The organism is Gemmatimonadota bacterium, from assembly GCA_041390105.1.
Classification (GTDB): domain Bacteria; phylum Gemmatimonadota; class Gemmatimonadetes; order Longimicrobiales; family Gaopeijiaceae; genus JAGQIF01.
In genome coordinates this window covers 259,558-274,356 of sequence record JAWKQO010000002.1, presented here as the reverse complement: position 1 = coordinate 274,356, position 14,799 = coordinate 259,558, and the positions used below count along the sequence as shown (strand labels likewise).

At 66.0% G+C, this 14,799-nt stretch carries 12 protein-coding genes and 1 tRNA gene; 8 read left to right on the top strand and 5 right to left on the bottom strand.

What is annotated here, in order from left to right; all coding sequences use genetic code 11:
* Positions 1–67: 67 nt before the first annotated feature.
* Positions 68–517: a TA system VapC family ribonuclease toxin gene (locus tag R3E10_10475; protein MEZ4416175.1), complete on the bottom strand. Its 450-nt coding sequence runs from the start codon at positions 515–517 to the stop codon at positions 68–70.
* Between the two features lie 6 nt (positions 518–523).
* Entirely contained in the window at positions 524–751 is a 228-nt protein-coding gene (locus R3E10_10470; protein ID MEZ4416174.1) for a ribbon-helix-helix protein, CopG family, read from the bottom strand.
* A gap of 718 nt (positions 752–1,469) precedes the next feature.
* Here R3E10_10470 and R3E10_10465 point away from each other — a divergent pair.
* The 7 genes from R3E10_10465 (at position 1,470) to R3E10_10435 (ending at position 7,599) form a co-directional block, all read left to right on the top strand.
* On the top strand, positions 1,470–2,006 hold the full coding sequence (locus tag R3E10_10465) for a tyrosine-type recombinase/integrase (GenBank protein MEZ4416173.1): 537 nt from the start codon (positions 1,470–1,472) through the stop codon (positions 2,004–2,006).
* 50 nt (positions 2,007–2,056) lie between these two features.
* Positions 2,057–2,713 (top strand): helix-turn-helix domain-containing protein, encoded by a 657-nt coding sequence (locus tag R3E10_10460; protein MEZ4416172.1) that lies wholly within the window; start codon positions 2,057–2,059, stop codon positions 2,711–2,713.
* On the top strand, positions 2,710–3,123 hold the full coding sequence (locus tag R3E10_10455; GenBank protein ID MEZ4416171.1) for a HepT-like ribonuclease domain-containing protein: 414 nt from the start codon (positions 2,710–2,712) through the stop codon (positions 3,121–3,123). The genes R3E10_10460 and R3E10_10455 overlap by 4 nt, the downstream gene beginning before the upstream one ends.
* 638 nt (positions 3,124–3,761) lie before the next feature.
* Positions 3,762–3,835: transfer RNA gene (locus R3E10_10450), tRNA-Pro, on the top strand.
* A gap of 830 nt (positions 3,836–4,665) precedes the next feature.
* The gene (locus R3E10_10445; GenBank protein MEZ4416170.1) at positions 4,666–5,526 is read left to right on the top strand and encodes a hypothetical protein; all 861 of its coding nucleotides are present in this window, start codon (positions 4,666–4,668) and stop codon (positions 5,524–5,526) included.
* Complete coding sequence (locus R3E10_10440; GenBank protein MEZ4416169.1) at positions 5,523–6,371, top strand: hypothetical protein; 849 nt, start codon at positions 5,523–5,525, stop codon at positions 6,369–6,371. The genes R3E10_10445 and R3E10_10440 overlap by 4 nt, the downstream gene beginning before the upstream one ends.
* Positions 6,372–7,404: 1,033 nt before the next feature.
* Positions 7,405–7,599, top strand: a complete 195-nt coding sequence (locus R3E10_10435; GenBank protein MEZ4416168.1) for a hypothetical protein — start codon at positions 7,405–7,407, stop codon at positions 7,597–7,599.
* A gap of 614 nt (positions 7,600–8,213) precedes the next feature.
* On the opposite strand, the gene R3E10_10430 is transcribed toward R3E10_10435, so the two are convergent.
* Genes R3E10_10430 through R3E10_10420 form a run of 3 tightly spaced genes read right to left on the bottom strand, consistent with a single transcriptional unit; the run spans position 8,214 to position 14,176 of the window.
* Positions 8,214–11,249, bottom strand: coding sequence for a type I restriction endonuclease subunit R (locus R3E10_10430; GenBank protein ID MEZ4416167.1), 3,036 nt, complete (start codon positions 11,247–11,249; stop codon positions 8,214–8,216).
* Positions 11,250–11,252: 3 nt separating this feature from the next.
* Positions 11,253–12,566, bottom strand: a complete 1,314-nt coding sequence (locus R3E10_10425) for a restriction endonuclease subunit S (protein MEZ4416166.1) — start codon at positions 12,564–12,566, stop codon at positions 11,253–11,255.
* Positions 12,563–14,176 (bottom strand): class I SAM-dependent DNA methyltransferase, encoded by a 1,614-nt coding sequence (locus R3E10_10420; protein ID MEZ4416165.1) that lies wholly within the window; start codon positions 14,174–14,176, stop codon positions 12,563–12,565. The genes R3E10_10425 and R3E10_10420 overlap by 4 nt, the downstream gene beginning before the upstream one ends.
* Before the next feature lie 185 nt (positions 14,177–14,361).
* On the opposite strand from R3E10_10420, the gene R3E10_10415 reads away from it, so the two are divergent.
* Positions 14,362–14,799: an NUDIX domain-containing protein gene (locus tag R3E10_10415; GenBank protein ID MEZ4416164.1), complete on the top strand. Its 438-nt coding sequence runs from the start codon at positions 14,362–14,364 to the stop codon at positions 14,797–14,799.

The window sequence follows — 14,799 nt, the reverse complement described above, 5'->3', positions numbered from 1 at the left end:
GCGGGCGATGTCGGCCGTTCAACCCCCACGTCTCGGGGAGTGAGATCCGGGCGCTGGGACATTCCGCTCAGGCCCCCGGGTCGCCAACCAGAGGATCGACCGCCTCGACGAAGGGGAAGCGGTGGAAATCCATGTCGCGGGTGCAGATCCGGCGGATGCCATGCTCCCGCATCAGGACCGCCGTGGCCACATCGTGCATGAGGTTGCCGGACAACGCCGGCACTTTATCCAGGACTTCGCGGAGAACCTCAGCGTGTCGGTGCGTGGGGGTGAGCATTCCGAACGCCGGAGACTCACGAAGTGCCTCCAGGAACCGCCAGGCCGCGTCCGCGGTCCACGGGGTCTTGAAGACTCGCGGGTGCGTCACGACTCGGAGGAACTCGTAGCAGATCCCCCAGGTCAGGTACCAGGCACCGCTGCCGTGGCGCCATCGGTCCAGGAGCTCACGACAACGGGCATGCTCCGGAGCCCTGCGGTCGGCTCCGTAGATCAGAACGTTGGTGTCGACGACGAACACGGGTCCTCAGCGCCCCTCCATCGCTTGGTACAGCGCATCGCGGTCCGAGACATCGACCAGGGCGCCGCCCCCGTCGAACGAGGGGAGTGGACTCAGCTCCACGGGCTCCCGGGACGCGTCGAGGAGCCGGCGTAGGGCAGTCTCCATGAGCTCCGACATGGTCCGACCCGTCCGGGCCGCCTCCTCCTTGAGTCGCTTCATGACGCCGTCGTCGATGTTCAGCGTGGTCTTCATATGGATTACCATACAGTACGTATGGTTGTACGGCAATGTGGGTGCAACGGGCGGGCGGGGACATGCCGGCTTGGGACGGGCAGCGGTGGGCTAGAGCGATCAGCCTTTGATAAGGCGCCGCGCAGTCGTCCTTGTTGAAGGCTGTACGACATAGGGGGCCGGCCGGTCCGCCCATTCCTCCGCCCCACCCCGGCGCGTCGATTCGAACGTCCCAGGACGACCAAGAGCGCGGGCATCGCCCTCGTCGCCTCGCCTCAGTCCTCTTCATGCTGCCGGAGTGCCGCCTCTCCAAGGCCTTCTCACGCTCTATCTCCGAAACGTCTCCCCCGCGAAGGGGGCCCCCGCCCAGGCGGAGGACCGCCGACGCGCCGAGATGTGGGCACGGGTGCTCGGGCCGGGACGGCCGTTGGAGACGGTGTCCCGCCGGGACTGGGAGGCGTTCGTGCAGGCACGCGGCTCCGGAGAATTGGGCCCGCGGGGACAGTCGGTCTCCGTCGGGGCGCGGCGCCCTGTCCGGCCTCGGACCGTGCAGGCCGACTGCTTCTGGCTGAACGGGGTCCTTCGGTGGGCGCTAACCTGGCGGGATGAGACGGGGCGGCGGTTGCTCGACGACAACCCGCTGGCCGGACTTCGCGCCCCGCGCGAACGAAATCCGAGGCGGCCCACCGCGGGGTCGGAGCGCTACTGTCGGATCCGGGCGGTCTCCGACGAGGTGTCCATGGAGATCCGGTGGCGCGGCCGACGGGAACGGGCCCGGTCGCACCTGTCCGAGATCCTGGATCTGGCCTACCACACGGGCCGCAGACTATCCGCCATCTGCCGGCTCACGTACCAGGACCTGCGGCTGAAGGTGGGGCCGCACGGATCCATCCACTGGCCGGCCGCGACGGACAAGGGGCGCCGTGAGATGGTGGTGCCGCTCTCGCCTGCTGCACGCGCCGCGATCGACCGGGTGCTTTACGAACGACCAGGCTCCGGCGCCACTCCGCTCTTCCCTTCTCCCACGGATCCCATGCGGCCGGTGTCCCGACACCTGGCGGACGACTGGCTGCGGCGAGCGGAGCAACGGGCCGGGGTGGAGCCCCAGCCGGGGAGCCTGTGGCATGCGTACCGGCGCGGGTGGGCCACGGCGCGGAAGGCGCTGCCGGACGTGGACGTGGCGGCGGCGGGAGGCTGGAAGGACGCCTACACGTTGAAGACGGTCTACCAGCAGCCGGATGCGGAAGGGATGCTGAAGGCGGTACTGGGGGAGTGAAGGAGCAAGCCCCCTGGCGGCCCTGATAGCGAGAACGCTATCATCTATCCATGAGCAAGTCCACCGGAAAGGTCGATCCCACCTCGGCGGGGCTGTTGAAGGAGGCCCGGCGCCGCTCGGGTCTGTCTCAACGTGCGCTCGCTGAGAGGGCCGGGACCGCGCAATCCGTGGTGGCGCGGATCGAAGCGGGGACCGCCAGTCCTCGAGTGACGACGCTCGAGCATCTGCTGGGTGCCGCTGGGCAGGAGCTCGAGATCCACCTACGAGATCCCCACGCCAGCGCGGAAGCGCTCGAACTGCGGGACCGCATCCGCACGTTCTTCGGCGCTCAGCCCGACCTCGGCGTCGTTTCGGTCTACCTCTTTGGAAGCACCGCTCGCGGTGAGCGCCACTCCGAGAGCGACCTGGACATCGGGCTCCTGTTGGATCGCCTCCACGCCCAGAGCGCGAAGGCACGGGCGCAAGTGCGCGTGACCGTAGGTGCCGACCTCATCGCAGCGACCGGAGAGAACGACATCGATCTGGTGGTGCTCAACGATGTCCCCCCGGGCTTGGCACGCTCGATCGTCTTAGAGGGGGAGCGATTGGTCTGTTTCGATGACGAGACCGATTTCGCTTTCCGGCGGGACGTCCAACTGCGCGCCGCGGACCTCCAGCCGTTTCTGCGGCGTGCGCGCCGGCTCAAGCTTGCGGCACTCGCCAGATGACCTTCCTCGTCGAGCGCTTGGTCGAGCTACGCAGGCACCTCGATCACCTGGCAGAATTGCGTCCTCGCGTAGTGAACGCTCGAGCGTTGGCCGCCGATCTCTCGCTCCACAACGACGTGCTGTTCTCGTTGCTGACGATCGCTCAGGTGGTCATCGATGTCGCGGGGGAGCTGTCGGCGCGGGCGGGACACCGCTTCGAAGACTACACGACGGCTGTCCGCAACCTCACCTGGTTCGACGAGTTCCCGCCGGAACTCGTGGCGGAGCTGTCACGGCTTCCTGGCTTTCGCAACATCCTTGTCCACGAATACGTGGGGATCGACTACGAGCTGGTGGTGCAGGCGTTGGATCGGCTGGCACCCGTCGAGGAGTTCCTGCAGTTGGTGCGGAAGCGGATCGCGGAGGAGTAGGCGGGTCCGCTGTGCCTCTCTACAGGATTCGCCACCACGGCAACGCGACGATGTCCTCCGAGAGCGTCCGGGTTTCCGTTCCGCCGTGAAGCAAGACACTCCCGTGAAAGCGCGCACCCACCACGTCCCGGAAGGCACGCAGGCCATCTGCGTCGCCAACGCCCCCGAGCGCTGTCGGGTGATTCGCGGTGTATCACGTCGTGATAAATATCATCTCACAACGTGAAATAGTGCGCACCCTGGTCGGTTGGACGGGCCGCCCAGCGTGGCGAGGCGACGTCCCGAGGGTGACGTGTCGCAGATTCTTGATTCTGGCGACATGTCCGATCGATGTGTCGCCGTTTGCGACATCAGACAAGACATGGGACATGGTTGGACGTGATCCCCTAAGACGTTGCCGTAAAAGGCGTTGTCTTGTCTATTATACGTTCCGACCACGTCCTACTGTACAAAACGGCCACGGCTCCTGCATCGGCTGCGACCCGAAGGGGCGGATCGGGCTACCCGCCGTGTGCGAGGTCGCCTATCTTGTGGGCCCCGCTGGCCTACCCTCGCTTGGAGCGGATCGCCAATCCGCACTGAGGGCAAGCGGCTCGCGGGGCACCGCGGCAGTGAAGTCGTTGTTGTTTCGATATTTACGGGACGTGGCGCAGTCCGGTAGCGCACCTGAATGGGGTTCAGGGGGTCGCCGGTTCGAATCCGGCCGTCCCGATTGGTGAAGGCTCCGTGGACCCATCTGGGTCCGCGGGGCCTTCTTCGTTCCGGAAGGCTGGGTGCGGACCGGCGACCGGTGAGCGGAGCGAACGGGTCGCCGGTTCGAGTCGATGCGCCGGCCGCGGTGTCCCGGATAGGGCCGGAACTGGTGTACGCGAGACGAGCGAGGATCGCCCAAAGGGCGACCGCAGCTCCATCCGGCCGTGGTTGGTCCCAGCCGGCGGGTTGGGTGGACTTGCAGGGTGAGGACAATCCGGCCGTCCCGATTGGGGGAGGCTCCGTGGACCCATTTGGGTCCGCGGGGCCTTCTTCGTTCCGGAAGGCTGGATGAGAACCGCAGGTTCGTGTCGATGCGCCGGTCCGGGCTCCCGAATGGGGCCACAACTGGTGTACGCGAGACGAGCGAGGATCGCCCGAGGGCGACCGCAGCTCCATCCGGCCGCGGTCGGGCCCAGCTGCCAGGTTGGTTGACCTCCAAGGATGAGGACAATCCGGCCGTCCCGATTTGAGGCTAACGTTCTACCGGCCAACGGGATGGGCCGTGCCCCGCTTCGCGGGGTGCGGCCCTTTCTCGCTACCACGAGTGACCACCAGGTAACCACGTTAGGGCATGGCCCCCCCAGCACCGCATCTACGGTGCGCCGGAGTCGCGCGCGCGTATTGCAGGGTTTTGACCGCGGTCGCGGCTCGCCCAGCAGCGGTCGCTACCGGCGTGACTCTTGAAATTCGCCCCCCCTCGGCAACGTGCCTTGCGACTGCCAAGGTCGAGCCTCATGCTGCTGGCTTGGCAGAAGGCGGCGCCAAGCCGGTCGATCGAAGCCAGGGGCCATGCTCGCGGAACTTCATGCGGTTAGAACGGCCGCCACGGGGCCGATACCGGCCACCCGCTGGGACCCGATCGATCTGCTTTGCCGGGACCCGTCCACGGGCGCCGAGCTGGTCGTGCGGACCAAGCCTCAGCGGTCGGGACCTTCGGCGGCCATGTGCTTTGCAGAGGCAGTGTCGCATGGGGTCCTCCGACGCATTGGGATTCCGGTAGCCACAGGCGCCGTCGTTCACATCGAAGAGGAGTTGGCGTCGGGCATATCGGCTGAGTTCGAGATGTCCCCACCCGTCCAGCCCGGCCGCCATTGGGGCACCGTCTTCATCCCGGACTCCTACGGCCCTGACCCGTCGTCCATCCGCTTAGACGAGTTGGCCGATCGGCTCGACCTGTTCAGGATTTACTTGGCCGACGTCCTTATCGGTAACAACGACCGGCTAACCGCCGGAAACGTGCTGTTGAGGCCGGTGGGGAGGGGGAAGTTTGAGACTGTTGCTATCGACCAAAGCGAAGCGTTCAGGGCATTCAGTTGCCTGCAGGAGGCGGGGTGCCTGGAAGCGGGAAAAGATGGGCTGTGGGCAAGGTACCTGCCTCAGGCCGAGCAGGTGGCAGTCAACGCAGGCGCCTCGGCGGTGGAACAGATGTTTAGCCAGATCGTAAACTTGAGTTCGGAGTTGCGCCGTTTGGTAAACGATGTGCCGGCCGAGTGGATTGATCGTGGAAGCGTGGATGCCGATGGGGCTCAGGCTTTCCTTGAGTATCGGGCCGAAAACCTCGCTCGGATCGCGGACCGAACCGGCTGGCTCGAACGATGCAGGATCGTCGAGGACGGTAGCCTGCTCCTTGGTCTGGAGGGGTCCTCATGAGCGCCTCAGACATCGACTATGGGTTTTCGATCCTCCGAGTCATCCCCGGTGACGCCTTCAGTCCACCGGAACCGGTGGGAGTGATCGCCTGGGATAGTTCGCGTAGGTGGTTTGACGTACGGCTGCTTGACCAGAAGGAAGTGCCGCCCGGAGTTCCCAAGAATCGGCTGGCACTGGCCAAGGTAGCCGCGCGCGACCTGCAGACTTGGGCGTCAAAGAGGCGCGTCCCCTACTCGACATCGTCAGCAGAGCCTTGGACCGGAGAGTTCTGGAGCGCGGTGCATAGGTTTCTTTCGTCGGGAGTTCGCGCCGACGCTCCGGCCGCTATGCAACGCATGCACGATCCAGCGGAGGAGTTCCCGCTTCTGTTTGAAGCAGTGGCGCGTCCCAGGAAGTCAGCGACGCGGCGGAAGATCGCGGGGTATATCAACGAAGCCCTGGGCAAGCCCCTTAGGAGTCGATTGCTCGCCAGACCGACGATGGGAGCCTATCGAGGCCGCGATGAAGTCGTCGCGCGGGCGGCAGTCGGAACGTCGGCCGCCGTACTCATCGAAGGAGTCAACCTCGCGCACCAGACGGGCCGTCGCGACGCGGACGCACTGGTGTCCCGACTTGAGAGGATCATTGAGGGCCAGAGGGGACACCGAGAGTTAACAATACTTGTCGGGTATTTGGCGTCACCGGGAGGGCTAAACGGCGAGTCGGATATGAAAGCGTGGATTGAGGAGCGGGTCGCCGACGGCGGCACCTTCAATCTCATCTCGCAGGACGCTCAGTTTCGAGATGCCACTCAGAAGGCACTACGAAGGGCCGGGTTCACGGATATTACGTCGCCACTGCTCTAGTCCTCGCGCGCGAGGACGCCGAAACTTGCGGGAGGTTCTGTAGCACCCGCGCGCGGTCATAGCCTAGCACACGCTAGCTATCTGACCGCCCCTTCCCAGCGCGCTTGCGCGACACTCCCCCGAACTCGTAGTGGTCAATCTCCTCGCCCCCGTGCTTCGGGGCGATGCGTCCGGAAAAGGGCTCCCTGATGGGGCGGCAGGTGGGTCTCCGCGAGCCGAGCGAGGATCGCCCGCCAGGGCGACCGGAGCTCAATCCGGCCGTGGTCGGGCCCAGCCGCACGGCTAGGGATGGCTTCCTGGTTGAGGACGATCCGGCCGTCCCGATTTCTAGGGGCTCCGGGGGGCCATCCATGGCTCCGGGGCCTATTCGCGCCCGGACGGCCAGGTGCGGACCGGCGACGGGGGAGCCAACCGGCTCGCCGGTTCGGGGCGATCCGCCGGTCCAGGGTGTCCCCGATAGGGCCGCAGGTGGTCTACGCGAGCCGAGCCAGGATCGCCCGCCAGGGCGACCGCAGCTCAATCCGGTCGTGGGTGAGGCCAGCTACCAGGGACACTTTGGGCTTCGCGAACGAGGACAATCCGGCCGTCCCGATTGGACGCAACACCCGAGGCCCCGCAGGGGTTCCGGGGGCTGTGGCATTTTCTGGTCCGCCGGGTGCGGGCCGGCAACCGGGAAGCGAAGCGAACGGGTCGCCGGTTCGGGGCGATGCGCCGGTCTTGGATGCCCAGATCGGGCCAGAAGTGGTCTACGCGAGCCGAGCGAAGATCACCCGTCAGGGCGACCGGAACTCAATCCGGCGGTGGTTCGGCCCAGCTGCACCGTTGGGGATGGCTTCCTGGTTGAGGACAATCCGGCCGTCCCGATTGATGAGGCGGTTGAATAGTAGTGCGATGGAGCCGTGCCGGGGTCGCTCTGGCACGGCTTCATCCGTTTGAGTGAACAGTGGGCGACCAACGCTGCGACGGTTTGAAGCTTGGCGGCGTGAGCCCCGTAGAACCTCCCGGGGTAGAGAGCTAATCCGGAGCGCGGTTCATGGGCGGCTTTTCGGGCGAGGTGCGGGGACCCAACAAGGGTGCGGTGGCCGAGGAGTTTCAGCATCTCCTGGATGAGATGCTGGCAGACTGGTCGGTTTGGCCGCCTACCCGGAGCAAACGGCGTCTCAAGGCTTTCATGGAGCAGGATCCGGAAACGCTGGAGTGGGTTCTGAGGTATCGCGCGTCCAAGTAGTTGTGAGGGCTGACCCCCCGACCCTTCGACTCCAACCGAGGAGGTGATGAGAATCGAGGCAATCGCCGGAAAGCTGTTTTAGCGCAACGCCAGACTAGGGAAGCACCGCCGGGCCGGATCGTCTGATGCCACGTACAGCGGCGGTCGCTACTCCGGATAGCCGGGATTGACGCGGACGAGCTTTGGAGGGCAGACCCTAACGGCGGCCGGGCCGCTCCAACGTCAGGGTTGTCACCTCCGGGCCAAGCTCCCACGAAAGCACGGTTTACCTCTGCCGAGACCTAGCTTGGATACTCGTTCAGGGGCCCTAGTCTCCAACGGCATCCGGGGGGAGATCGCGCACGCCCGGGGCGCGTCTCCCCTCTTGCTGCTGCCTAGATTCTCCCTGGCCCCGAGTATCTTCCATCGCCTATCGGGCACGGCACGGACGCCTCTACAAAGGGTGCGCGGAGTGCACTCAAGGCGCCACGTGGGCGTCTTGATACGACGGCACGCCCACCGAGCCGAACGGTCCCCACATCCTCGCACCCAAATCGAAGGCCGCTATTCGCCTACGCGTCTAATCCCGTATAAAACCCCTGAGAAAGGGGAACAAGCCGCCTCGCGCGGTCCCCTTATGCGGCCCATGGCCAGTCCTTGAAGCTCGCCTCCGCCTGCTCCATGACTGCCCCTACGAAGCCATCGAGGTCAGTAGCCTTCACTCCGCGCCGTCGTAGGACGTTCCTCACTGCCACGCGGACGGCGGCTTTGACGGCGTGCCGGTGCGGCTCCGTCCAGTCGACCTTGAGGTTGCGCTTGATCGAGAGCACGACGTCGTGGATCAAGTCGCGCAGGAACTCCTGCTCGTAGACCTCGCTGAAGTTGGCGGCGATCGCGTCGTAGAAGGCGAGCTCGTCTTCCTCGAGGCCGAGCTCCTGAGCGCGCTGGTCGTCCGCCCTCATCTCGTCGCGAATCTTGATGATCGCGCGGATGACCGCCGCGGCGTCGATCAGGCGGTTGTGGTACTTCTGCAAGGTCGCCTCGAGAAGCTCGAGGAAACTCTTGGCCTTGGCAACGTTGCGGGCCTGGCGCTCCTTGATCTCGTCCGCGAGGAGCTTCTCGAGCAGCTTCAGGCGCAGGTTCGGGAGGGGCTTGTCCTTGAAGGTCTGTAAGAACTGGTCGTCGAGGATCGAGAGGTCCGGCCGCTCGATGCCGGCCGACTCGAAGATGTCGACGACTCCTTCGGAGGCCAGGCTGTCGTCCACCAGATCGCGCACGGCCTGTTCGATCTCGCGCTCAGTCCTCCGCCCCGGGATGGTCTTGAGGATCTGCTTGCGGACCCGCTGGTAGAAGATCAGCTCGTCAGCGAAGGGCAGGCACTCGTCGAGGTGTTTGACGAGCAGGTAGGCTTGGCTGAGCCGGAGTTCTGCCCGGAGGAACTCGTCCCGGCGCTCCTCGTCGTCGCTGAGGGTTCCGTACACGAGCGCGTAACGGTCCTCGAGCTCGACGCGTGTGAGCCGGCGCCAATCGCCGTAGTCGATGCCTTCCGGCAGGAGACCCCGGACGGTCTCCAGGCACTCGAAGAACACCGGTAGCGCCTCGTCGGTGATGCTCGGCGCCGGGTTTCCCTTCCCGCCACCCTTGGTGTAGGTGTTCGTGGCCTCGCGCAGGTCGTCGCCGATCCCGATGTAGTCGACGACCAAGCCGTGCGGCTTGTCGCGGAAGACGCGGTTCACCCGGCTGATCGCCTGGATGATGTTGTGGCCCCGCATCGGCTTGTCGACGTAGAGCGTGTGCAGGCACGGGATGTCCGTCCCCGTGAGCCACATGTCGCACACGATCGCGATCTGGAGTGGGTCGTCGGGGTCGATCAGGCGCTGCTTGATGGCGTCGCGCTGTATCTTCGTCGTGATGTGCCCCGCCTTGCTCCAAGCCTCGGGGTCCTTGCCGAGGTCGCCCGTCATGACGACCTTCACCTCCGGGCAGCCCTCGAGGGCGGTCAGGGCGTCGTAGAGCCGGACGCAGTTCTCGCGCGTCATGCACACAGCCATTGCCTTGCCCTTGAGCGTTGCGGTGCGCGCCTGGAAGTGCGAGAGCAGGTCCCGGGCCAGCTCTTCCACTCGGTCTTTCGCGCCGGCGGCCGCGGCGAGCGCCGCCCACCGCTGCTCGCTGCGCCGCCGCTGGTACGGATCGAGATCCTCGGTGAGGTTCTCGTAGACGGCGTCCGCACCTTCCGCGACCAAGCCGAGCTTGATCTGCCGGGGCTCGTAGAAGATCGGGACGGTGGCTTTGTCCTCCTGGGACTGCCGGATGTCGTACGTATGGATGACGTCGCCGAACACGTCCACGGTGTCGGCCCCGCTGAAGCTCACCGGCGTTCCGGTGAAGCCCAGGCGCTTCGCGTTGGGCAGCGCCTCGGTGAGGTAGCGCGCGTAGCCGGTCTGGAAGCCGTACTGGCTGCGATGCGCCTCGTCGGCGATCACGATGATGTTCGCGCTCTCCGAGAGCACGGGGTGCTCGGTCTCGCCCTCCTCCTCGCGCAGGCGGAACTTCTCGATGGTCGTGAGTACGACCTCGCCGCCTTCGGTGCGGAGCATGTCGCGAAGCTGCACGACCTTCTCGGCGTGCTTGACGGGGCCCACGAGCTCGCGCGCGGCGTTGAACTGGTCATGGAGTTGGTCGTCGAGGTCGGTGCGGTCGACCTGGATGACGAACGTCGGGTTGCGTAGCGCCGGATGCCGGCGAAGCAAGCCGACCAGGAAGACCATGGAGAGCGACTTGCCCGAGCCCGTCGTGTGCCAGATGACGCCAAGGCGTTTGTCGCCGGCGTCCTCGAAGGCCGCGAGCGCTCGCTCCGCGGCCGTCTGCACGGCGAAGAACTGGTGGTACTTCGCGCCCTTCTTGGTGATCTTGTCGCCGGCGACCTCGAAGAGGACGAAGCTCTTCACGTAGGCGAGCAGCCGGTCCTTGCGCAAGAGGCCGGCGACCAGGGTCTTCATGGAGCCCGTCGTGCCGGGCTCAATGTCGTGGCCGTCGATGCTCTTCCAGGGCGCGTACCACTCCTCCGCGGCGGTCCACATGCCGTGCAGCGTGGTGACCCCGTCCGAAACGACCGCCAGGGCGTTGAACTCGAAGAGTTGCGGGATGTCGTTTCGGTAGTGCGCGATCTGGTTGATCGCCTCCCCCACCGTCGGGCGCTCGCTGTAGGGGTTCTTGAGCTCGAAGACGACGAGCGGCAGGCCGTTCACGAAGACGACCAGGTCCGGCCGGCGCGTGTTCGCGCCCTCGACCGTGACCTGGTTGGCGACGAGGAACTCGTTGGCGGCCGGGTCGCCCCAGTCGATCGCGTAGACCAGGTGGTCCTCGAGCGTGCCGTCGTCACGCTCGACCTGGAGTTCGTAGCCCCGTGTGAGGATGCGGTGGAACGCCATGTTCCGGCGCAGCGGATCAGCGCCTTCCGGCTGCGTGAACGCGCCGACGACCTCCTCGACGGCCGCCGCCGGCAGCGTCGGATAGCGAGCCGCGATGCTGGTCCGCAGACGGTCCTTCAACACGACATCGGCGTGGGACCCGCGGCCGAGCTCCTCGCCGTGGCAGTAGTCGTATCCGAGGAGCTGAAGCCGGTCGATCGTGGTGAGCTCGAACTCGGTCTCCGTTCCTCGCTTGCCCATGACTCAGACCGCCTCCTCGACGAGCTGCTCTGCCTCTCGCACCCACAGCTCGCCCGACAGCAGGCGGGGCAGGAGCGCGTCGCGAAGAGCGGCAAGCGTGTGTGATTCCCGCAGGTTCGAGAGCTGGGTCTCGATCATTGGGAGGAACGCCCCTTCTGCGGCCCGGACAACCTCTTCGTCCGGCACGACTATCGGCATCCGAAGGAAGTCTTCGGGCTTGACTCGTTGGTGGCTGTTGGACGTTCCAGTCACAAGAGACGAAAACTCAACCAAGAACGCCTGCGAGGAGAAGAGCCCATAGAGCACGCACCGCTCCATCGAGCCGCTGGGCTTCATGACCAAGAACTCGGTGGACGCCACGGCTCGCATCTCCCTGTCGTCGTCGGGCAGCCAGATCCGCGGTATGTGAGGGTTCAGCTTCGACAAGAGCACCGCTCCCGATGGCACCAGGAACTTGTTGCTCCGAATCTGGCCTCCGAGCTCGGCCACCGGCGTCTTGGCCACGTCGAACGCAGGGATGCTGAAGTGCAGGAACGTCTCAAGCGGACTGTCCTTCGGCTGGAGCCCGTCACGCGTGAGGTCCGCGACGTCGGCAAGGCAGCCTACTTTCCACCCTGCCGGCACCGGGCCGATCGGCGAGTCCTCGAGGCGGTCGGGGAAGAGCGTCGCGACGTCGTCGGTCAGGTGCGCCGGCCGACGCCCTTCGCTCTTGGCGACCACGGGATCGAAGTCGACGAACCAGGACCGAAAGAGTGCCTGGCACGTCGCCTCGAGCGTCTCGTTCAGCGTACGGTTCGCCTCGATCTTGTCGTCGAGGGTGCCGAGCACACCGGCGATCGCCCGTTGCTCGGCTAGCGGCGGCAGCGAGATCGGGAAGTCCGGAAACTCCGTCAGGAGAATCCGATCGACGGTGCTTCCGGCGACGGTCCGTGAGCGAAGGAAGTCCTGGAAGTCCGGGCTGAGGTACTGATACAGGAAGAACCTCGAGTCAAGGCGTGCTGGGTCTGGTCGCACCAGCGCCATGCGTCGTCCAAGACAGCAGCGCAGCCCTTCTGGAACGATCGCCGCTTGCCCGAGCCGGGTTTCGTACGAGAACACGATGTCCCCAGGCCGGGGGGTTACGCGTCGAGTCCACCGAACGAAATCCTCCTCGGACAGGTGAGCCGAGGCGCCGAGGTCGAGCCGCCCGTCTGATAGCGAGCTGATTCCCAGAAACACCGGACCCGAAGTTGTCTTCTTCGGGGTCGCGTGTGGACCGTCGAAGATGCCGAGGGCAGCCTCGCGGATCGCAACCTGATCCCAGTCGTGACCACTCATCTGCCGAACCCCTGAAGGGCCCTGCGCACACGGCGCTCGAGCTCGCGCCCCTCAGCAAACTGCTCATCGAGGCGCTTGAGAAGCGCTGGGAAGCGCTCTTCGAACGGCTCGTCCTCGTCGAGGGCCTCCTCGTTGCCGACGTAGCGCCCAGGCGTCAATGCGTAGCGGTGCTCGGCGATCTCCTCGCGGGATGCGACGGCCGCGAAGCCGGGAACGGTCTCGGGCGCCCGCTCGCGCTTGAACTCGCGGTAGACGGCCGCGATCCGCTCCACCTCCTCCGCTGAGAGCGCCTTCTGCTTGCGCGAGCCCTCGATCAGCGTTCCGAGCTTGCGGCCGTCGATGAAGAGCACCTCGCCCTTGCGCTTGCGGTAGGCCTTACCGCCACCCCGGTTCTTCGAGAGGAACCAGAGCGCACACGGGATCTGGGTGTTGGCGAAGAGCTGACCCGAGAGCTGGACCACGCAGTCGACGTAGTCGGCGTCGACGAGCGCCTTGCGCACGGCCAGACGCGCCGTCTCACCGTTCGAGAGCTCACCCGTCGCCATCACGAAGCCGGCGGTGCCTCCCTCCTTCAGGTGATGGAGGAAGTGCATGATCCACATGGTGTTCGCGTTCCGCGGCGCGAGCGGCATCCGCTCGCCGCCGACGGCGACACGCGGGTCCTTGTCGGGGACTCGATCGGCGCCCCAGCCGTTCTCTCCTTTGGCGCCGTCGTTGAACGGCGGATTGGCCAGGATGTAGTCGGCCTTGAGCGTCGCGTGCTTGTCGTCGGTATAGGAGTTGCCCTGCTCGATGTGCCCGCCGATCCCATGGATGAACAGGTTCATGCGGCAGAGCCGGTAGGTGAAGTCCTTGGCCTCCTGACCGACGAACGACAGCCGGCCGCTGTGCTTGGTGAAGACGTCGGACTGCACGAACATGCCGCCCGAGCCGCAGCACGGGTCGAAGACGACCCCTTCCGTCGGCTCCAGCATCGCGACCAGGGTCCGGACGATGCTGCCGGGCGTGAAGTACTCCCCTCCCCGCTTGCCCTCGGCGCTGGCGAACTCGCCGATGAAGTACTCGTAGACGCGCCCGATCAGGTCCTCGCCGCCGTGGTCCTCCCGGAACACGTCCTTCGAGAACAGAGCGATGAGCTGGCCGAGGTCCTCGGGCGCCATGTTCGAGCGGGCGAACACTTTGGGCAGAAGCCCGCGGAGCTGCTCGGGGTAGGTCTGCTCGAGGAGCTCGAGCGCGGCGTCGATCTTGAGCTTGATGTCGTCGGCCTGGGCCTGCGCAACAAGCTCGGACCACCTGGCCGGCTTCGGGACGATGAACGCCCCGACCGCGGCGTAGGCGTCCGGGTCCTCGAGGATCGCCTCGCGCGTCTCCGGGTCGTCGGCGTACCAGTCGCTCTTCGGGTCCTCGACCATCGCCTCGAGCTCGGCGCGCCGGTGCTCGTACCGGAGCGACAGGAAACGCAGGAAGATCAGGGGCAGGACGTAGCGCTTGTAATCCGGCGTCTCGATAGGGCCGCGCAATGCCACCGCGGCCTGGAACAGCTCGTCCATCAGGCCGGCGACGCCGTTCTTGCCCTTCTTGGTGGTCTTCTTCGCGCGCTTCTTCGCCATGCCTGTTCCTTCTCGACGGTCCCCTACCGCAGAACCTTGTTGCCCGGCGGTCCAGCAGCCCGCCAGGGTCAGTATGAGACGTGCCTATTGTCGAAAAGTAGTACATAATGCCAAGACGACAGGTCTCCCAAGTCCGGTCAACCCTTTACTCTCCGAAGGACGGATGGCTACGGTTGGGATCGCCCATGCCAACCCGCGTCCTAGCCTGCGTCCTCCGCCGGGCCAACCAGGTCCTGATCTGCCGCCGCCCCGCCCACAAGCGTCACGGCGACCTCTGGGAATTCCCCGGCGGGAAGGTCGAGCCCGGCGAGAGTGACCTCGAGGCCGCCCAGCGCGAGCTGGCCGAGGAGCTCGGCCTGGATGTGACCGCCGTCCGCGGGGTGGCGTTCTCAGTCACGGACCCCGGCTCGGAGTTCGTGATCGAGTTCCTGGACGTGGAGGCCCGGGGAGCGCCCCAGTGCCTGGAGCACTCCGCCCTGGCCTGGCCCACCGTGGCGGAGCTGCTGAGCTACGAGCTGGCGCCAAGCGACCGTCGCTTCGCAGAATGGCTTCTAAGCCGTCCCAACCCGGGTGCCCCTCCCGCCGGAGCGGACGCACCCAACCACCGCCGCGAAGCCACCTAG